Here is a 20345-nt window from a genome sequence, read left to right as displayed (position 1 = left end):
CCAAAAACCTTGGTTAGTTGCCATACATTAAGACCCTTTCGGGTTGTATGGTTAAGTGACTAAGCGTACACGGTGGATGCCTTGGCAGTCAGAGGCGATGAAAGGCGTAATAACTTGCGATAAGCCCAGATTAGGTAGTAATAACCTTTTGAGTCTGGGATTCCTGAATGGGGAAACCCACTTACATAAGTAAGTATCCTGTTGTGAATACATAGCAACAGGAGGCAAACCGGGGGAACTGAAACATCTAAGTACCCCGAGGAAGAGAAATCAACCGAGATTCCGAAAGTAGCGGCGAGCGAAATTGGATTAGCCCTTAAGCTTTTAATGATGCAGGTGAAGAGTCTGGAAAGTCTCGCAATAAAGGGTGATAGCCCCGTAACCGACACATCATAATCAGTGAAAACGAGTAGGGCGGGACACGTGATATCCTGTCTGAATATGGGGGGACCATCCTCCAAGGCTAAATACTACTGACTGACCGATAGTGAACCAGTACCGTGAGGGAAAGGCGAAAAGAACCCCTGTGAGGGGAGTGAAATAGAACCTGAAACCGTGTACGTACAAGCAGTAGGAGCACCTTCGTGGTGTGACTGCGTACCTTTTGTATAATGGGTCAGCGACTTAATTTTAGTAGCAAGGTTAACCGTTTAGGGGAGCCGTAGGGAAACCGAGTCTTAACTGGGCGTACAGTTGCTAGGATTAGACCCGAAACCAGGTGATCTAGCCATGGGCAGGTTGAAGGTTGAGTAACATCAACTGGAGGACCGAACCGACTAATGTTGAAAAATTAGCGGATGACTTGTGGCTAGGGGTGAAAGGCCAATCAAACCTGGAGATAGCTGGTTCTCCCCGAAAGCTATTTAGGTAGCGCCTCGGACGAATACTACTGGGGGTAGAGCACTGTTAAGGCTAGGGGGTCATCCCGACTTACCAACCCTTTGCAAACTCCGAATACCAGTAAGTACTATCCGGGAGACACACGGCGGGTGCTAACGTCCGTCGTGGAGAGGGAAACAACCCAGACCGCCAGCTAAGGTCCCAAAGTATAGCTAAGTGGGAAACGATGTGGGAAGGCTCAGACAGCCAGGATGTTGGCTTAGAAGCAGCCATCATTTAAAGAAAGCGTAATAGCTCACTGGTCGAGTCGGCCTGCGCGGAAGATGTAACGGGGCTAAGCTATACACCGAAGCTGCGGCTACGTACCTTAGGGTATGTGGGGTAGGGGAGCGTTCTGTAAGCCGTTGAAGGTGGTCTGTAAGGGCTGCTGGAGGTATCAGAAGTGCGAATGCTGACATGAGTAACGATAAAGGGAGTGAAAAACTCCCTCGCCGGAAGACCAAGGGTTCCTGTCCAACGTTAATCGGGGCAGGGTAAGTCGACTCCTAAGGCGAGGCCGAAAGGCGTAGTCGATGGGAAACGGGTTAATATTCCCGTACTTCTTACAATTGCGATGGGGGGACGGAGAAGGCTAGGTGGGCCTGGCGACGGTTGTCCAGGTTCAAGTACGTAGGCGGGTGGTTTAGGTAAATCCGGACTTTCATTAACGCTGAGATACGATGTCGAGCTACTACGGTAGTGAAGTCATTGATGCCATGCTTCCAGGAAAAGCCTCTAAGCTTCAGATTGTAAGGAATCGTACCCCAAACCGACACAGGTGGTCGGGTAGAGAATACCAAGGCGCTTGAGAGAACTCGGGTGAAGGAACTAGGCAAAATGGTACCGTAACTTCGGGAGAAGGTACGCTCTTATCAGTGAAGTCCCTTGCGGATGGAGCAGACGAGAGTCGCAGATACCAGGTGGCTGCAACTGTTTATTAAAAACACAGCACTGTGCAAAATCGTAAGATGACGTATACGGTGTGACGCCTGCCCGGTGCCGGAAGGTTAATTGATGGGGTTAGACTTCGGTCGAAGCTCTTGATCGAAGCCCCGGTAAACGGCGGCCGTAACTATAACGGTCCTAAGGTAGCGAAATTCCTTGTCGGGTAAGTTCCGACCTGCACGAATGGCGTAATGATGGCCACGCTGTCTCCACCCGAGACTCAGTGAAATTGAAATCGCTGTGAAGATGCAGTGTACCCGCGGCTAGACGGAAAGACCCCGTGAACCTTTACTACAGCTTGGCACTGAACATTGAACCTACATGTGTAGGATAGGTGGGAGACTTTGAAACCGCGTCGCTAGATGTGGTGGAGTCGTCCTTGAAATACCACCCTTGTAGTTTTGATGTTCTAACGTTGGTCCCTGAATCGGGATTACGGACAGTGCCTGGTGGGTAGTTTGACTGGGGCGGTCTCCTCCCAAAGAGTAACGGAGGAGCACGAAGGTGGGCTAAACACGGTTGGACATCGTGTGGTTAGTGCAATGGCATAAGCCCGCTTGACTGCGAGAATGACAATTCGAGCAGGTGCGAAAGCAGGTCATAGTGATCCGGTGGTTCTGAATGGAAGGGCCATCGCTCAACGGATAAAAGGTACTCCGGGGATAACAGGCTGATACCGCCCAAGAGTTCATATCGACGGCGGTGTTTGGCACCTCGATGTCGGCTCATCACATCCTGGGGCTGAAGTCGGTCCCAAGGGTATGGCTGTTCGCCATTTAAAGTGGTACGCGAGCTGGGTTTAGAACGTCGTGAGACAGTTCGGTCCCTATCTGCCGTGGGCGTTGGAAAATTGAAAGGGGCTGCTCCTAGTACGAGAGGACCGGAGTGGACGAACCTCTGGTGTTCGGGTTGTCATGCCAATGGCATTGCCCGGTAGCTAAGTTCGGAATCGATAACCGCTGAAAGCATCTAAGCGGGAAGCGAGCCTTGAGATGAGTTTTCCCTGACGCTTTAAGCGTCCTAAAGGGTTGTCGTAGACTACGACGTTGATAGGCAGGGTGTGTAAGTGCTGCGAGGCATTGAGCTAACCTGTACTAATTGCCCGTGAGGCTTAACCATACAACACCCAAGGGGTTTTGATGGACTCAAAGAAATACCAAACGCTTGAATGAGTTTGAAGAGAACAAAAACAGCTTTCCGAATTTTAAAATTTGCTTGGCGACCATAGCATTGTGGACCCACCTGATTCCATGCCGAACTCAGAAGTGAAACACAATAGCGCCGATGGTAGTGTGGGGCTTCCCCATGTGAGAGTAGGACATCGCCAGGCTTTAATTTCGACTTTGTCTAGTTTCTAGACAAGTCACCATAGAGTTCTAAGTTTTCTTAGTATTTTATGTTGACTTTCAAAGTAGAAAGCGTATTATACGCGTCCTGCTTAAGTGCTAAGGCACTGAAAGCAAAGCTCTTTAACAATTTAAACCTATCAATCTGTGTGGGCACTCGTTGATGAATATCAAAACGTTTTATCGTTAGATAAAACAGATTCTTCGGAATCAAAATTGATTTCAATGAACTGAGTGACCAATACGAATAATTACTTTCTTTATAGAGAGGGGTTATTTGGCACAGTCAATTCATTATCATTCTGTTGGAATGATAATAACTTTAAAATTACACAGTAGTTTTGAAGTCAGTATTCGTTGAGTCACAAAATCTTAAATTGAAGAGTTTGATCATGGCTCAGATTGAACGCTGGCGGCAGGCCTAACACATGCAAGTCGAGCGGAAACGACACTAACAATCCTTCGGGTGCGTTAATGGGCGTCGAGCGGCGGACGGGTGAGTAATGCCTAGGAAATTGCCTTGATGTGGGGGATAACCATTGGAAACGATGGCTAATACCGCATAATGCCTACGGGCCAAAGAGGGGGACCTTCGGGCCTCTCGCGTCAAGATATGCCTAGGTGGGATTAGCTAGTTGGTGAGGTAATGGCTCACCAAGGCGACGATCCCTAGCTGGTCTGAGAGGATGATCAGCCACACTGGAACTGAGACACGGTCCAGACTCCTACGGGAGGCAGCAGTGGGGAATATTGCACAATGGGCGAAAGCCTGATGCAGCCATGCCGCGTGTATGAAGAAGGCCTTCGGGTTGTAAAGTACTTTCAGTTGTGAGGAAGGGGGTAGCGTTAATAGCGCTATCTCTTGACGTTAGCAACAGAAGAAGCACCGGCTAACTCCGTGCCAGCAGCCGCGGTAATACGGAGGGTGCGAGCGTTAATCGGAATTACTGGGCGTAAAGCGCATGCAGGTGGTTCATTAAGTCAGATGTGAAAGCCCGGGGCTCAACCTCGGAACTGCATTTGAAACTGGTGAACTAGAGTACTGTAGAGGGGGGTAGAATTTCAGGTGTAGCGGTGAAATGCGTAGAGATCTGAAGGAATACCAGTGGCGAAGGCGGCCCCCTGGACAGATACTGACACTCAGATGCGAAAGCGTGGGGAGCAAACAGGATTAGATACCCTGGTAGTCCACGCCGTAAACGATGTCTACTTGGAGGTTGTGGCCTTGAGCCGTGGCTTTCGGAGCTAACGCGTTAAGTAGACCGCCTGGGGAGTACGGTCGCAAGATTAAAACTCAAATGAATTGACGGGGGCCCGCACAAGCGGTGGAGCATGTGGTTTAATTCGATGCAACGCGAAGAACCTTACCTACTCTTGACATCCAGAGAAGCCAGCGGAGACGCAGGTGTGCCTTCGGGAGCTCTGAGACAGGTGCTGCATGGCTGTCGTCAGCTCGTGTTGTGAAATGTTGGGTTAAGTCCCGCAACGAGCGCAACCCTTATCCTTGTTTGCCAGCGAGTAATGTCGGGAACTCCAGGGAGACTGCCGGTGATAAACCGGAGGAAGGTGGGGACGACGTCAAGTCATCATGGCCCTTACGAGTAGGGCTACACACGTGCTACAATGGCGCATACAGAGGGCAGCAAGCTAGCGATAGTGAGCGAATCCCAAAAAGTGCGTCGTAGTCCGGATTGGAGTCTGCAACTCGACTCCATGAAGTCGGAATCGCTAGTAATCGTGAATCAGAATGTCACGGTGAATACGTTCCCGGGCCTTGTACACACCGCCCGTCACACCATGGGAGTGGGCTGCAAAAGAAGTGGGTAGTTTAACCTTTCGGGGAGGACGCTCACCACTTTGTGGTTCATGACTGGGGTGAAGTCGTAACAAGGTAGCCCTAGGGGAACCTGGGGCTGGATCACCTCCTTATACGAAGATATCCACGATGAGTGTCCACACAGATTGATTAGGTTTAGAAAGTAAAAGAGACGAAGAACTCCCAAGTTCTTCAATCCAGTGTCCCGTTCGTCTAGAGGCCTAGGACACCGCCCTTTCACGGCGGTAACAGGGGTTCGACTCCCCTACGGGATACCATTGGGTCGTTAGCTCAGTTGGTAGAGCAGTTGACTTTTAATCAATTGGTCGCAGGTTCGAATCCTGCACGACCCACCATTCTTTCTCCGCGAAGGAATTAAAACTATCGTGGGCGATTAGCTCAGTTGGGAGAGCACCTGCCTTACAAGCAGGGGGTCACTGGTTCGAGCCCGGTATCGCCCACCATTCTCTAAATATTCTTGGAAGTTAAAACTCCAAACCACTTCTTATGTCGCTGGTTGGATTTTTCGACTGTGAGAGTCTTTAGAAAATGTGAATTTTAGAACACTGGTTCTTAAAGTCTCATGCTCTTTAACAATTTGGAAAGCTGACTGATTGATTACTTACGAGTAATTCAATCAAATTTAAAAGTTCTCAATGTTTACCTTTTAGGTAAACACAACAAACACATTCAAGTGTCTTGTATTCGAATCAAATTTATTTGATTCACAATTGAGTCCGGCAAACAGTTATCAAGAATTAACCCTTCTTGATGACAACCAAAAACCTTGGTTAGTTGCCATACACTAAGACCCTTTCGGGTTGTATGGTTAAGTGACTAAGCGTACACGGTGGATGCCTTGGCAGTCAGAGGCGATGAAAGGCGTAATAACTTGCGATAAGCCCAGATTAGGTAGTAATAACCTTTTGAGTCTGGGATTCCTGAATGGGGAAACCCACTTACATAAGTAAGTATCCTGTTGTGAATACATAGCAACAGGAGGCAAACCGGGGGAACTGAAACATCTAAGTACCCCGAGGAAGAGAAATCAACCGAGATTCCGAAAGTAGCGGCGAGCGAAATTGGATTAGCCCTTAAGCTTTTAATGATGCAGGTGAAGAGTCTGGAAAGTCTCGCAATAAAGGGTGATAGCCCCGTAACCGACACATCATAATCAGTGAAAACGAGTAGGGCGGGACACGTGATATCCTGTCTGAATATGGGGGGACCATCCTCCAAGGCTAAATACTACTGACTGACCGATAGTGAACCAGTACCGTGAGGGAAAGGCGAAAAGAACCCCTGTGAGGGGAGTGAAATAGAACCTGAAACCGTGTACGTACAAGCAGTAGGAGCACCTTCGTGGTGTGACTGCGTACCTTTTGTATAATGGGTCAGCGACTTAATTTTAGTAGCAAGGTTAACCGTTTAGGGGAGCCGTAGGGAAACCGAGTCTTAACTGGGCGTACAGTTGCTAGGATTAGACCCGAAACCAGGTGATCTAGCCATGGGCAGGTTGAAGGTTGAGTAACATCAACTGGAGGACCGAACCGACTAATGTTGAAAAATTAGCGGATGACTTGTGGCTAGGGGTGAAAGGCCAATCAAACCTGGAGATAGCTGGTTCTCCCCGAAAGCTATTTAGGTAGCGCCTCGGACGAATACTACTGGGGGTAGAGCACTGTTAAGGCTAGGGGGTCATCCCGACTTACCAACCCTTTGCAAACTCCGAATACCAGTAAGTACTATCCGGGAGACACACGGCGGGTGCTAACGTCCGTCGTGGAGAGGGAAACAACCCAGACCGCCAGCTAAGGTCCCAAAGTATAGCTAAGTGGGAAACGATGTGGGAAGGCTCAGACAGCCAGGATGTTGGCTTAGAAGCAGCCATCATTTAAAGAAAGCGTAATAGCTCACTGGTCGAGTCGGCCTGCGCGGAAGATGTAACGGGGCTAAGCTATACACCGAAGCTGCGGCTACGTACCTTAGGGTATGTGGGGTAGGGGAGCGTTCTGTAAGCCGTTGAAGGTGGTCTGTAAGGGCTGCTGGAGGTATCAGAAGTGCGAATGCTGACATGAGTAACGATAAAGGGAGTGAAAAACTCCCTCGCCGGAAGACCAAGGGTTCCTGTCCAACGTTAATCGGGGCAGGGTAAGTCGACTCCTAAGGCGAGGCCGAAAGGCGTAGTCGATGGGAAACGGGTTAATATTCCCGTACTTCTTACAATTGCGATGGGGGGACGGAGAAGGCTAGGTGGGCCTGGCGACGGTTGTCCAGGTTCAAGTACGTAGGCGGAAAGTTTAGGTAAATCCGGACTTTCATTAACGCTGAGATACGATGTCGAGCTACTACGGTAGTGAAGTCATTGATGCCATGCTTCCAGGAAAAGCCTCTAAGCTTCAGATTGTAAGGAATCGTACCCCAAACCGACACAGGTGGTCGGGTAGAGAATACCAAGGCGCTTGAGAGAACTCGGGTGAAGGAACTAGGCAAAATGGTACCGTAACTTCGGGAGAAGGTACGCTCTTATCAGTGAAGTCCCTTGCGGATGGAGCAGACGAGAGTCGCAGATACCAGGTGGCTGCAACTGTTTATTAAAAACACAGCACTGTGCAAAATCGTAAGATGACGTATACGGTGTGACGCCTGCCCGGTGCCGGAAGGTTAATTGATGGGGTTAGACTTCGGTCGAAGCTCTTGATCGAAGCCCCGGTAAACGGCGGCCGTAACTATAACGGTCCTAAGGTAGCGAAATTCCTTGTCGGGTAAGTTCCGACCTGCACGAATGGCGTAATGATGGCCACGCTGTCTCCACCCGAGACTCAGTGAAATTGAAATCGCTGTGAAGATGCAGTGTACCCGCGGCTAGACGGAAAGACCCCGTGAACCTTTACTACAGCTTGGCACTGAACATTGAACCTACATGTGTAGGATAGGTGGGAGACTTTGAAACCGCGTCGCTAGATGTGGTGGAGTCGTCCTTGAAATACCACCCTTGTAGTTTTGATGTTCTAACGTTGGTCCCTGAATCGGGATTACGGACAGTGCCTGGTGGGTAGTTTGACTGGGGCGGTCTCCTCCCAAAGAGTAACGGAGGAGCACGAAGGTGGGCTAAACACGGTTGGACATCGTGTGGTTAGTGCAATGGCATAAGCCCGCTTGACTGCGAGAATGACAATTCGAGCAGGTGCGAAAGCAGGTCATAGTGATCCGGTGGTTCTGAATGGAAGGGCCATCGCTCAACGGATAAAAGGTACTCCGGGGATAACAGGCTGATACCGCCCAAGAGTTCATATCGACGGCGGTGTTTGGCACCTCGATGTCGGCTCATCACATCCTGGGGCTGAAGTCGGTCCCAAGGGTATGGCTGTTCGCCATTTAAAGTGGTACGCGAGCTGGGTTTAGAACGTCGTGAGACAGTTCGGTCCCTATCTGCCGTGGGCGTTGGAAAATTGAAAGGGGCTGCTCCTAGTACGAGAGGACCGGAGTGGACGAACCTCTGGTGTTCGGGTTGTCATGCCAATGGCATTGCCCGGTAGCTAAGTTCGGAATCGATAACCGCTGAAAGCATCTAAGCGGGAAGCGAGCCTTGAGATGAGTTTTCCCTGACGCTTTAAGCGTCCTAAAGGGTTGTCGTAGACTACGACGTTGATAGGCAGGGTGTGTAAGTGCTGCGAGGCATTGAGCTAACCTGTACTAATTGCCCGTGAGGCTTAACCATACAACACCCAAGGGGTTTTGATGGACTCAAAGAAATACCAAACGCTTGAATGAGTTTGAAGAGAACAAAAACAGCTTTCCGAATTTTAAAATTTGCTTGGCGACCATAGCATTGTGGACCCACCTGATTCCATGCCGAACTCAGAAGTGAAACACAATAGCGCCGATGGTAGTGTGGGGCTTCCCCATGTGAGAGTAGGACATCGCCAGGCTTTAAATTTGAACACTTGTCAGCGACGACAAGTATTCCACTGCGGAGTGGTAGTTCAGTTGGTTAGAATACCGGCCTGTCACGCCGGGGGTCGCGGGTTCGAGTCCCGTCCACTCCGCCACTTATTAGAAAAGCCCTGCTAGAAATAGCAGGGCTTTTTTACATTTTAAGAAAAGTGTTTCGTCTCTCGAGGAGATCGTGCCAACAGGATTTCTCCTTGCTCGGTGGCCGCATTAAACGCTTTCGCTATTCTCGCTCGTATTAGAAAGCCTAGTCTGACGACTAGGCTTTCGTCGTTTCCGGCATCTGTGTTTTGGAGCTTGGCTACAGATCTTTATCACTACCTATGATGTGTATCTCTGGCCGTGGGGCTGCTGTTCGGTTCTTAGATCTGACGAATCGAGATAGTTACTTCTACTCTTTTAGCTAAGCCAAATAGAACGAATCTAAGAGCTTTAATTTTGAGACACCCGATCACGTTCGTGCGTCGTTGTAGGGAGTGACGAACGTTATTGCTTTAATACGTAGAAGGTAATTGTCGAATATGTTCGTTTTAGTACTAGTTTAACTGCTCTCTATACCTGATAGACGTATCAGGAGCTAAGAAAAAGATAGAATGTTTAGCTCTTCAAGCTACTACACTCACTATTAATAAATAGATATATTGACTCGAAATAACCATCAAGCAAACCTATCTCGCTATCTCGCTATCTCGCTATCTCGCTATCTCGCTATCTCGCTATCTCGCTATCTCGCTATCTCGCTATCTCGCTATCTCGCTATCTCGTAGATACAAAAACGCCTAGCGTTTGCTAGGCGTTGATAAATCATCGACTAAAGTATTTGTTTGAGCACCCTATCTGCTTTCACACGAGTGATTTTACGAATCAATTTCTGAACTTCCATCGGGTAGCTCTCTACCTTGTCTAATTGCTTGTAAGTACAGATAAGCTGAGTATGTTGAAGGATATTATCCACCTCAGCCTGGAACTTATCAGTTAGGTGATGGTAGTTATCTTGAATAAAGATACCGTTCTCTAGATCCAGTTTCCATGCGCGAGGGTTCAAGTTATTGCCTGTTAGTAGCATGTACCGCTTATCGACCCAAATCCCCTTTAGGTGGAAGCTATTTGAATCGTGTTGCCAAAGTCGAATTGAAAGGTTACGACTAGCAATATGAGCTTCATTGGCTTTAGCAAAGCGGCGTAAGTTCAATTCGTAAAGATATGGCAAACCACCAATCGTTTTAAACTCTTCTTCTGGCGAGATAAAGAAATCATTCGCTGTCTTATCGCCAACAACAATGCTGACCTTTACGCCACGCTTAAGCGCTTTCTTCACTTCTTTAGCTAGGCTAGGTGGGAAGTTGAAGTAAGGTGTGCAGATAAAGATTTCATCTTTAGCTTGAGCAACCAGTTGATTGATGCCCTGATTCAGGCGGTTACGTCTCTTACCGATACCAACTAATGGTGTTACAGCCACCTGATCAGGTGAAACATCCTGACCATCGAACTGGTATTGAGATCGTGCTAGTGAAGCACGGAACTGGCGAATGGCCGGCTTAAGCTCTTTAGTAATTGGCTTGTTCTTATCAGCCAAGTCATAAACAGCGCTGTCTGAGATCATCTGTTCATGTACGTAGGTAAACATTGAATCAGCAAGTGCAGCGTTGTTTAAAACGTGGTAGCGATCAAAGCGATAGCGGTCGTGATAGTTCAGGTAGATATTGTTAAGGCTTGCACCGCTGTATATTACGCTGTCATCGATGATAAAGCCTTTTAAGTGCAATACGCCAAAGACTTCTTTACCGCGCACAGGGATGCCATAGACAGGAACAGAGTGCTGGTATTTTTCAGCGAACTCTTTATACATGGCAGCATTGCCTTCAGAAGACTCTGCGCCAATCAATCCACGCTGCGCACGGTGCCAATCGACACAAACGCTCACGTCTAGTTCTGGATTTTTTTGCTTTGCTTCATATAAGGCAGTTAGGATCTCACGGCCAGCTTCATCATCTTCAAGATACAAAGCAACTAAACTAATGCGAGTTGTTGCGCGAGATATCTCATCAAGTAGACGAGTTCGAAACTCTTGCGCTGATAGTAGTACTTCAAACTTGTCAGGATTCTGCGCTATGGTTGGCAACTGTATGAATGGATTCCTACTGGCAATCATATTGACTGTTTTACCTTAAAAATATGCAAAATTGCGAACCTTTAATTTTACCAAAGGGATAGCATCAAATACTAGATAATCGAGGCATTCTCTAACAATTTTGCTGATAATGCATAGGAATGAGATCTTTTCCGCTATTCGAATAGCGCTCGTATAAAACTCTTAAACCATTTGGTAGGTCTTTAGGGGCTACTCGTATGAATTTGTGTCGCGTGTAAAAATTGATGAGATGAGCGTACGCAAAGCAGTAATCGTCTTCCGTTAACGTATGTTTCGCACAATAGTTCATAAGCTGAGAGCCTAATTGCTTACCACGATGCTGTTTTGATATCGCCATACCGGTCAGTAAGCGATTATTTTCTATTGTCCGAAAGCGCACGACACCGCACAGCTCGTTGTCCAGTAATAACGAATAGATCAGTTCGCTCTTATTCGCTTTTCCCGTTGGATAATGTTCTTTATAGAAGCGTTTAACTAGGGGGACCTTTACTGGGTCTAATTGGGTAATGATGACATTGTTCATTCAGTCACTGCGCCATTGGTTTATCTGCTGTAGAATGACCGCAGTGTAAGTTAATTGAATATCGCCATGCAATTCCATCTCAATGCTAGTTTAAAAAATGTTCATACTTTTTCCATCGATCAGACGTGTGATGCGTTGGTTGAAGTGACCACCATCGAAGAACTGATATCGCTTTACAAAGACCCCAAATGGTCAGCTTTACCTAAGTTAATACTGGGTAAGGGCAGTAATATGCTTTTTACTGAGCACTTCGCAGGCTTGATTATTGTGAACCAGTTAGCTGGGATTACGCTAACAGACACAGATAGTCATTACCATCTACATGTTAATGGTGGTGAGGATTGGCCTAGCTTGGTTAAGTGGAGTGTTGATAAAGGGCTTGGCGGCTTAGAAAATCTAGCAATGATACCGGGTTGCTCAGGCTCAGCACCTATTCAGAATATTGGTGCGTACGGCGTTGAGCTGCAAGACGTATGTGAATACGTCGATATTCTGTGTCTGGATACTTATACAGTTAAGCGATTAAGCAAAGAGGAATGCCTCTTTGGTTACCGAGATTCCATTTTTAAACACGCGCTTTATGGCAAAGCGATTGTTGTCGCGATTGGTTTAACACTACCGAAAGAGTGGAAGCCATGTAACCATTACGGTCCGCTTAAAAGCCTGCCAGCAGAAACACTTTCTCCTAGCTCGATATTCAATGAAGTATGTGCCATTCGTTCGAGCAAACTTCCAGATCCTTCAATACAAGGCAATGCTGGAAGCTTTTTCAAAAATCCCGTGATCACCAAAGATCATTTTGATCGCCTGTTAGCTCTGTACCCAAACATCGTCGGTTATGAGAGCAATGATATGATCAAAGTTGCTGCTGGGTGGTTGATTGATCAATGCCAGTTTAAAGGTGTTACTGAAGGCGGCGCTCAAGTTCACCCAAACCAAGCACTGGTTATCATTAATTATGATCAAGCTTCAGCTATCGATATCCTTAAGCTTGCTGACCGAGTTCGTCAATCTGTCCTGAACAAGTTCGATATTCAGCTGGAGCACGAAGTCCGCTTTATGGGTAGAGATAGCGAGACAAACCTAGATAGAGCCTTGGAGGCGTTAGTATGAGGGAGCACAGTACTAAGCTGGCACTACTAAAATGTCTTTCCGATGGTGAGTTTCATTCTGGAGAAGATCTCGGCGAGATGATAGGCGTATCACGAGCGGCTATCAGTAAGCACATTAAAGGTATCCAAGAATGGGGCTTAGATATCTACCGAGTACAAGGTAAGGGCTACAAACTAGCTAATCAGTTAGACATGCTTGACCAAGAAAAATTGTCAGCTCCAAGTCCCGACGCTTCGCTTGAGCTGATCCCAATCATTGGCTCTACAAACCAACACTTGTTAGATCGTACGAATATTCTCGAATCTGGCTCGGTTTGTGTTGCTGAATATCAAGCTGCTGGCCGTGGACGTCGTGGGAGAGAGTGGGTATCACCATTTGGTGCAAACCTATACCTTTCAATGTACTGGAGGCTTGACGCCGGTATGGCTGCTGCAATGGGCTTAAGCCTTGTTGTTGGCGTTGCGGTTGTAGAGGCTTTGGAAGAGATGGGGGTTGAAGGCATCAAGCTTAAGTGGCCGAATGACTTATACCATAATGACAAGAAGCTCGCAGGTATCTTGGTAGAGCTCTCTGGACAATCGGGTGGCGCAGCTCATATTGTTATTGGTTTAGGGCTGAATTTATCAATGGATCCAACAACATCAGGTATTGGTCAACCGTGGACTTCTCTTAGAGAAGTGTGTGACGGAAAGGTGCCCGATCGTAACCAATTAGCGCAGGCTCTTATCAATGCTTGGGACAAGTCTCTTGTGGATTATGAACTTAAAGGAATGTCCAATTTTGTAGAACGTTGGAATCGCTTAGATAATTTCTTAGGTCGCAATGTTAGGTTGATTATTGGACCTCGAGAAATCGAAGGTGTTGTTCAAGGCATCGATGAACAAGGTGCCGTGTTACTCAAAACTGAGAATGGCATAGAGAGTTATATTGGTGGCGAAATTTCGCTACGAAAAGGGGATTAAGGCGTTACTATTTTCTGAGTAACACTTCTTCAACCATGTGATCTGCGCCTTTTCGCAGGATGAGGTGCGCTCTTTCTCTTGTCGGAAGGATATTTTGTTCAAGGTTCAAGCCATTTATTGAACTCCAGATACCTTCCGCTTTGTCCAGTGCAGCTTGGTTAGATAACTTAGTGTAATGACTAAAGTACGAGCCAGGTTTGGTAAACGCGCCATCGCGGAACTTCATAAAACGATTGATGTACCACTCTTTGATCTGCTGGCTGTCAGCATCAACATAGAGTGAGAAATCAAGGAAGTCTGAAATAAACACACGATGTGGCTCGTGTGGGTAGTTCATGCCACTCTGTAAGACATTAAGCCCTTCAATAATAAGCACATCGGGTAGGTCGACACACTTAACATCGTCAGTAATGTTGTAAGTTAGGTGTGAGTATACCGGTGCAGTGACATTTCGTTTGCACGCCTTCACATCCGAGACAAAGTTCACGAGACGCTTGATGTCGTAAGACTCAGGGAAGCCTTTCTTACTCATCAACCCTTTCTCTTCCAACACTTCATTTGGGTACAAGAAACCGTCTGTTGTCACTAGCTCAACTTTGGGGTGGTTCTCCCAACGAGAGAGTAGGGCTTTAAGCAGGCGCGCAGTCGTGCTCTTACCAACAGCAACACTACCTGCAATCCCGATGATAAAAGGTGGCGCTTTCTCTTTCTTATCTAGGAACTCATGAAGTACCGAGTTTCGGTTTTGTCTGGCTGCCACATATAGATTCAACAGGCGAGAAAGTGGTAGATAGATCTCCACTGCCTCTTCCATTGTGAGTTTTTCATTGATGCCTTGAAGCTCTTTTAAGTCGCTTTCAGAAAGTGTCATCGGAACTAAATTCCTTAGCTCAGACCAGCGCTCGCGGTCAAATGACATAAATGGGCTCATACAAAACTCTATAGTGGATAACAAAACAAGTGCATGGAAAATACATCAAGCGATAGATAAATAAAATATCTTCCTGTGCTAGATGCGGGTTAAAGATGGAAACCTTGAGCTAAATAGCCGTATGTAGGAGTTTAGTAAGAGAATTTTGCACTTTTTTTCAATTTACTATTGCAAGGTGGAAAATCATTCAATAAAATGCGCCCCACTTGTGCCGACTTAGCTCAGTAGGTAGAGCAACTGACTTGTAATCAGTAGGTCACCAGTTCGATTCCGGTAGTCGGCACCACTTTCTCCCTTCCTTCTAAGGCAAGCGAGAGAAAGCTCAAAATTTGGAGAGGTTCCCGAGTGGCCAAAGGGAGCAGACTGTAAATCTGTTGGCACTGCCTTCGATGGTTCGAATCCGTCCCTCTCCACCATATTCTAAAGGTTAAATAGCTCAAACAGAGTTACGTGTTGCGTGCATCGTATAATGGCTATTACCTCAGCCTTCCAAGCTGATGATGCGGGTTCGATTCCCGCTGCACGCTCCAACTCATTTTGTGTGCTGATATAGCTCAGTCGGTAGAGCGCACCCTTGGTAAGGGTGAGGTCCCCAGTTCGACTCTGGGTATTAGCACCAGTCTAAAGCTTCTTCTCCTTTAATAAAGAAAACCATTTTTTTGGTTGCGTGGTCTTATTTTAAGCCACCTAATCCGTACCTAGAGGGACACCCCATGTCTAAAGAAAAATTTGAACGTACGAAACCGCACGTAAACGTTGGTACTATCGGCCACGTTGACCACGGTAAAACAACTCTAACTGCTGCTATCTGTACTACACTTGCAAAAGTGTACGGCGGTGTTGCTAAAGATTTCGCATCTATCGATAACGCTCCAGAAGAGCGCGAGCGTGGTATCACAATCGCAACTTCTCACGTTGAGTACGATACTCCAGCACGTCACTACGCACACGTAGACTGTCCAGGACACGCGGATTATGTTAAAAACATGATCACTGGTGCTGCACAAATGGACGGCGGTATCCTAGTTGTTGCTGCGACTGACGGCCCTATGCCTCAAACTCGTGAGCACATCCTACTTGGTCGTCAAGTTGGTATCCCTTACATCATCGTATTCATGAACAAATGTGACATGGTTGATGACGAAGAGCTACTTGAGCTAGTTGAGATGGAAGTTCGTGAACTTCTTTCTGAATACGACTTCCCAGGTGATGACCTACCAGTTATCCAAGGTTCTGCACTTGGCGCACTAAACGGCGAGAAGCAGTGGGAAGACAAGATCGTTGAGCTTGCAGAAGCACTAGATTCTTACATTCCTGAGCCAGAGCGTGCAGTAGACCAACCGTTCCTACTACCAATTGAAGATGTATTCTCAATTCAAGGTCGTGGTACTGTTGTAACTGGTCGTATCGAGCGCGGTATCCTACGTGTAGGTGACGAAGTAGAAATCGTTGGTATCAAAGAGACTACTCTTACTACTTGTACTGGTGTTGAAATGTTCCGTAAACTGCTTGACGAAGGTCGTGCAGGTGAGAACGTTGGTGCACTTCTACGTGGTACTAAGCGTGATGACGTTGAACGTGGTCAAGTACTTTCTGCGAAAGGTTCTATCAACCCACACACTAAGTTTGAGTCTGAAGTATACGTACTTTCTAAAGACGAAGGCGGCCGTCACACTCCTTTCTTCAAAGGTTACCGTCCACAGTTCTACTTCCGTACAACTGACGTAACAGGCGACATCACTCTACCAGAAGGCGTAGAAATGGTAATGCCAGGTGACAACGTTCAAATGACTGTTGAGCTAATCGCTCCAATCGCAATGGACGAAGGTCTACGTTTCGCAATCCGCGAAGGTGGCCGTACAGTTGGTGCTGGTGTTGTAGCTAAAATCTTTGCATAAGATTTGACGAACCACTAGTAAAAAGGGCATCATTTGATGCCCTTTTTCTGCGCTGAAAAAAGAGTTGAGCGATTTGACATCAAATTCGGCTCTTAGCAAAGAATTAAACGGTCTTTTTGACTAAAATGACTGTTAGATGTGTTGTTTTGCAACGCAAAGGAATGTGCCCTGCAACAGCGGGGTTATTGTCGTCTATATTTAAGACTTATCACAGGTTGGTTTTATGAAAGCAAACGCTGAAACTCCTGATAGCTCAAGTGCAGCAGATACAATGAAGTGGATTGTCGCTTTTGTTCTGTTGGCTGCTGCTGTTGTGGGTAATTACCTGTATGGTGAATTGTCTGTTGTAATTCGCGCTGCAGGTGTAGTTGTGCTGATTGCTGCCGCACTAGGCGTTGCAGCAACAACAACTAAAGGTAAAGCTGCGATCGATTTTGCAAAAGAATCTCGTATGGAGATTCGTAAAGTTGTTTGGCCTACTCGCCAAGAAACTATGCAAACTACATTGATCGTTTTAGCTGTATGTATTGTTATGTCTCTAGTGCTTTGGGGAATTGACGGCATTATGGTCCGTCTAGTTTCTCTAGCAACTGGGGTGTAGAGGGTTCTGATTCATGAGTGAAGCTCCAAAAAAACGTTGGTATGTAGTTCAAGCCTTTTCTGGCTTTGAAGGTCGTGTTGCACAGTCGCTACGCGAACATATTAAAATGCACAACATGGAAGAACTATTTGGCGATGTGCTAGTACCTACTGAAGAAGTAGTGGAAATGCGTGCAGGCCAACGTCGTAAAAGTGAACGTAAATTCTTCCCTGGCTACGTATTAGTTCAAATGATCATGAATGATGAATCATGGCACTTAGTACGCAGCATTCCGCGTGTTATGGGCTTCATTGGTGGTACCTCTGATCGTCCTGCACCAATCACTGATAAAGAAGCTGATGCTATCTTGAACCGTCTAGAGAAAGCGAGCGAGTCTCCACGTCCTAAGACAATGTTCGAAGCGGGTGAAGTGGTTCGTGTGAACGATGGTCCATTTGCTGACTTCAACGGTACTGTTGAAGAAGTAGATTACGAGAAAAGCCGCATTAAGGTATCTGTATCGATCTTTGGTCGTGCAACACCGGTTGAACTTGAATTTGGTCAGGTTGAAAAACTGGACTAAAACTCTGACCTTTGAGCAAGCTGTGGATAAATACTTCATAAGTTGTTCAAAATAAAAGAGTATAAAAAATCACCTTTTTAGGGTTGTTAAAGGCGCGAATTATGATTATAATTTCGCGCCTTTTTGCTTCTGTGGAAGTAAAAAGAGTTAATTGAATTTATGGGGAGCTCGCCTTACGGCTAGCGCATGTACCCAAAATATTAGGAAATATCATGGCTAAGAAAGTTGAAGCTTATATCAAACTGCAAGTTGCAGCTGGTATGGCAAACCCAAGTCCACCGGTTGGTCCTGCTCTAGGTCAACACGGCGTGAACATCATGGAATTCTGTAAAGCGTTCAACGCAAAAACAGAATCTGTTGAGAAAGGTCTACCTACTCCAGTAGTTATTACTGTTTACAACGACCGTTCTTTCACGTTCGTAACTAAGACTCCACCTGCTGCTGTTCTTCTTAAGAAAGCTGCTGGCGTTAAGTCTGGTTCAGGTCGTCCAAACACTGAGAAAGTTGGTACTGTAACTGACGCTCAAGTTCAGGAAATCGCAGAAACTAAAGCTGCTGATATGACTGGTGCTGACATCGAAGCAATGAAGCGTTCTATTGCTGGTACTGCTCGTTCAATGGGCCTAGTGGTAGAGGGATAAGATCATGGCTAAACTTACTAAGCGTATGCGCGTAATTCGCGACAAAGTTGACGCGACTAAAGAATACGAAATCAACGAAGCTGTTGCTCTTCTTAAAGAACTAGCTACTGCTAAATTCGTTGAGTCTGTAGATGTTGCTGTTAACCTAGGCATCGATGCTCGTAAATCTGACCAAAACGTTCGTGGCGCAACTGTGCTACCTCACGGTACTGGCCGTGACATCCGCGTTGCTGTGTTCACTCAAGGTGCAAACGCAGAAGCAGCTAAAGCAGCTGGCGCAGATATCGTTGGTATGGAAGATCTTGCTGAGCAAGTGAAAAAAGGCGAAATGAACTTCGACGTTGTTGTTGCTTCTCCAGATGCAATGCGTGTTGTTGGTCAACTAGGTACAATCCTAGGTCCACGCGGCCTTATGCCAAACCCTAAAGTTGGTACTGTAACTCCTAACGTTGCTGAAGCAGTTAAGAACGCTAAAGCTGGTCAGGTTCGTTACCGTAACGACAAGAACGGCATCATCCACACTACTATCGGTAAAGCATCTTTCGAAGCTAACCAGCTTCAAGAGAACCTAGAAGCTCTTCTAGTTGCTCTTAAGAAAGCTAAGCCTTCTTCAGCTAAGGGTACTTACCTGAAGAAAGTAAGCATCTCTACTACGATGGGTGCTGGTGTTGCTGTTGATCAAGCTAGTCTTGACACTCAAGCAAACTAATTTGCTTAGGCGCAGATTTAGTGTATACTTCTGCGCCTAATATTTGTGGTTGGGTGGTTTTAAAGCAATTTGAAATCATCTATCCCAAGACCGTAGGCGCTGTCGATTTTCATTAGATTATTGATGGCTTAATAAAACCTACGTAGGCGATGTTGTGGTTTGAGGTGAATTTATTCATTTTTAAATAACATCGTAAACGCTCATTACATTTTGTATTGAGTGCTGTAATCACAACCAGAGGTTAATCCAAATGGCTTTAAATCTTCAAGACAAAAAAGCAATTGTTGCTGAAGTCAACGAAGCTGCCAGTGGTGCACTTTCTGCAGTTGTAGCTGATTCTCGTGGCGTTGAAGTTGGCGCAATGACTTCTCTACGTAAACAAGCTCGCGAAGCGGGTGTTTACATGAAAGTTGTTCGTAACACACTAGCACGCCGTGCGGTTCAGGGTACAGACTACGAGTGTCTAGTAGACACTTTCACTGGTCCAACTCTGATCGCATTCTCTAATGAGCACCCAGGTGCTGCAGCGCGTCTTTTCAAAGACTTCGCTAAAGAGAATAAAGATTTCGAGATCAAAGCTGCTGCATTTGAAGGCGCAGTTACTGATGCTGAAGTACTAGCGACACTACCAACTTACGACGAAGCTATCGCACGCCTAATGATGTGCATGAAAGAAGCTTCTGCTGGCAAGCTGGTTCGTACTATCGCTGCTGTTCGCGACCAAAAAGAAGAAGCTGCGGCATAAGCCTTGCTTTTCACTGGTTGCTATTTAAACTTATTGTTGACTTAAAAGAGAATTGTTATGTCTATTACTAACGAGCAAATCCTAGACGCAGTTGCAGAAATGTCTGTAATGCAAGTTGTTGAGCTTATCGAAGCTATGGAAGAGAAATTCGGCGTTACTGCAGCTGCTGCTGTTGTAGCTGGCGGCGCAGCTGGCGGCGACGCTGCTGCTGAGCAAACTGAATTCGACGTTATCCTAACTGCTGCTGGCGCTAACAAAGTACAAGTTATCAAAGCTGTACGTGGCGCAACTGGCCTAGGTCTTAAAGAAGCTAAAGGTCTTGTAGACTCAGCTCCTGCAGCGCTTAAAGAAGGCGTTGACAAAGCTGAAGCTGAAGCTCTTAAAGCACAGCTAGAAGAAGCTGGCGCTTCTGTTGAAATCAAGTAATTATTACTTAATTTCTTAGCCGCAAGGCTAATGGCTGGTGGTTTATTAACCACCGGCCTTTTTGCGCTGTAGGGCTATGACGAATTTTCCGCTGTTTAACCGTCATAATCCGAGCAAAAAAACAGTCATTTTTTCGAAATGA

General features: G+C 46.5%; 13 protein-coding genes, 8 tRNA genes and 5 rRNA genes. 23 read left to right on the top strand and 3 right to left on the bottom strand.

Features of this window, described 5'->3' with window-relative positions; translation table 11 throughout:
• The first annotated feature begins 49 nt into the window (after nt 1-49).
• The 10 genes from OCV56_RS15285 (at nt 50) to OCV56_RS15240 (ending at nt 9707) form a co-directional block, all read left to right on the top strand.
• Nucleotides 50-2943, top strand: a 23S ribosomal RNA gene (locus OCV56_RS15285).
• Between the two features lie 95 nt (nt 2944-3038).
• Nucleotides 3039-3154: ribosomal RNA gene (gene rrf / locus OCV56_RS15280) — 5S ribosomal RNA — on the top strand.
• Nucleotides 3155-3544: 390 nt separating this feature from the next.
• Nucleotides 3545-5099 (top strand): 16S ribosomal RNA (locus tag OCV56_RS15275).
• Between the two features lie 89 nt (nt 5100-5188).
• A tRNA-Glu gene (locus tag OCV56_RS15270) sits at nt 5189-5264 on the top strand.
• 2 nt (nt 5265-5266) lie between these two features.
• Nucleotides 5267-5342, top strand: a tRNA-Lys gene (locus OCV56_RS15265).
• Nucleotides 5343-5374: 32 nt separating this feature from the next.
• Nucleotides 5375-5450, top strand: a tRNA-Val gene (locus tag OCV56_RS15260).
• 363 nt (nt 5451-5813) lie between these two features.
• A 23S ribosomal RNA gene (locus OCV56_RS15255) occupies nt 5814-8707 on the top strand.
• Between the two features lie 95 nt (nt 8708-8802).
• Nucleotides 8803-8918 (top strand): 5S ribosomal RNA (rrf, locus tag OCV56_RS15250).
• The 16S, 23S and 5S rRNA genes sit together here with 4 tRNA genes alongside, the layout of an rRNA operon.
• A 43-nt stretch (nt 8919-8961) precedes the next feature.
• Nucleotides 8962-9038: transfer RNA gene (locus OCV56_RS15245), tRNA-Asp, on the top strand.
• Between the two features lie 543 nt (nt 9039-9581).
• Nucleotides 9582-9707 carry a hypothetical protein gene (locus OCV56_RS15240; RefSeq protein ID WP_261901413.1) on the top strand — a complete coding sequence of 42 codons (126 nt, stop codon included), beginning with the start codon at nt 9582-9584 and terminating at the stop codon, nt 9705-9707.
• Nucleotides 9708-9751: 44 nt separating this feature from the next.
• Here OCV56_RS15240 and pssA read toward each other — a convergent pair whose 3' ends face one another.
• Together pssA and OCV56_RS15230 are read right to left on the bottom strand one after the other, a co-directional pair.
• Nucleotides 9752-11092, bottom strand: a complete 1341-nt coding sequence (pssA, locus tag OCV56_RS15235; protein ID WP_086716319.1) for a CDP-diacylglycerol--serine O-phosphatidyltransferase — start codon at nt 11090-11092, stop codon at nt 9752-9754.
• Nucleotides 11093-11183: 91 nt separating this feature from the next.
• Nucleotides 11184-11615 carry a GNAT family N-acetyltransferase gene (locus tag OCV56_RS15230; protein WP_086716321.1) on the bottom strand — a complete coding sequence of 144 codons (432 nt, stop codon included), beginning with the start codon at nt 11613-11615 and terminating at the stop codon, nt 11184-11186.
• 66 nt (nt 11616-11681) lie between these two features.
• Here OCV56_RS15230 and murB point away from each other — a divergent pair, with 66 nt between their 5' ends.
• Nucleotides 11682-12728, top strand: coding sequence for a UDP-N-acetylmuramate dehydrogenase (murB, locus tag OCV56_RS15225; protein ID WP_086716323.1), 1047 nt, complete (start codon nt 11682-11684; stop codon nt 12726-12728).
• Nucleotides 12725-13690 (top strand): bifunctional biotin--[acetyl-CoA-carboxylase] ligase/biotin operon repressor BirA, encoded by a 966-nt coding sequence (gene birA, locus OCV56_RS15220; RefSeq protein ID WP_086716325.1) that lies wholly within the window; start codon nt 12725-12727, stop codon nt 13688-13690. The genes murB and birA overlap by 4 nt, the downstream gene beginning before the upstream one ends.
• Nucleotides 13691-13697: 7 nt before the next feature.
• On the opposite strand, the gene coaA is transcribed toward birA, so the two are convergent.
• Nucleotides 13698-14621, bottom strand: a complete 924-nt coding sequence (coaA, locus tag OCV56_RS15215; RefSeq protein WP_048657856.1) for a type I pantothenate kinase — start codon at nt 14619-14621, stop codon at nt 13698-13700.
• A gap of 210 nt (nt 14622-14831) precedes the next feature.
• Between coaA and OCV56_RS15210 the strand changes: the two genes are divergently transcribed.
• From OCV56_RS15210 to rplL, 11 genes are all read left to right on the top strand, one after another.
• Nucleotides 14832-14907, top strand: a tRNA-Thr gene (locus OCV56_RS15210).
• Nucleotides 14908-14952: 45 nt separating this feature from the next.
• Nucleotides 14953-15037, top strand: a tRNA-Tyr gene (locus OCV56_RS15205).
• A 39-nt stretch (nt 15038-15076) separates the two neighbouring features.
• Nucleotides 15077-15151 (top strand) — tRNA-Gly (locus tag OCV56_RS15200).
• 13 nt (nt 15152-15164) lie between these two features.
• A tRNA-Thr gene (locus tag OCV56_RS15195) sits at nt 15165-15240 on the top strand.
• A gap of 94 nt (nt 15241-15334) precedes the next feature.
• Nucleotides 15335-16519 (top strand): elongation factor Tu, encoded by a 1185-nt coding sequence (gene tuf, locus OCV56_RS15190; protein ID WP_010435158.1) that lies wholly within the window; start codon nt 15335-15337, stop codon nt 16517-16519.
• A 223-nt stretch (nt 16520-16742) separates the two neighbouring features.
• A complete protein-coding gene (secE, locus tag OCV56_RS15185) occupies nt 16743-17120 on the top strand; it encodes a preprotein translocase subunit SecE (RefSeq protein WP_017631512.1) in 378 nt (125 codons plus the stop codon).
• Nucleotides 17121-17133: 13 nt separating this feature from the next.
• Nucleotides 17134-17682 (top strand): transcription termination/antitermination protein NusG, encoded by a 549-nt coding sequence (gene nusG, locus OCV56_RS15180; protein ID WP_010435556.1) that lies wholly within the window; start codon nt 17134-17136, stop codon nt 17680-17682.
• Between the two features lie 212 nt (nt 17683-17894).
• Nucleotides 17895-18323, top strand: a complete 429-nt coding sequence (gene rplK, locus OCV56_RS15175) for a 50S ribosomal protein L11 (RefSeq protein WP_010435555.1) — start codon at nt 17895-17897, stop codon at nt 18321-18323.
• 4 nt (nt 18324-18327) lie between these two features.
• Nucleotides 18328-19032, top strand: a complete 705-nt coding sequence (gene rplA / locus OCV56_RS15170) for a 50S ribosomal protein L1 (RefSeq protein WP_048659214.1) — start codon at nt 18328-18330, stop codon at nt 19030-19032.
• Nucleotides 19033-19282: 250 nt separating this feature from the next.
• Entirely contained in the window at nt 19283-19777 is a 495-nt protein-coding gene (rplJ, locus tag OCV56_RS15165) for a 50S ribosomal protein L10 (protein ID WP_010435550.1), read from the top strand.
• Nucleotides 19778-19834: 57 nt separating this feature from the next.
• Nucleotides 19835-20203: a 50S ribosomal protein L7/L12 gene (gene rplL, locus OCV56_RS15160; RefSeq protein WP_017631516.1), complete on the top strand. Its 369-nt coding sequence runs from the start codon at nt 19835-19837 to the stop codon at nt 20201-20203.
• Nucleotides 20204-20345: the final 142 nt, after the last annotated feature.

This window comes from Vibrio gigantis (genome assembly GCF_024347515.1).
GTDB lineage: Bacteria > Pseudomonadota > Gammaproteobacteria > Enterobacterales > Vibrionaceae > Vibrio > Vibrio gigantis.
This window is presented reverse-complemented; position numbering and strand designations above follow the sequence as displayed.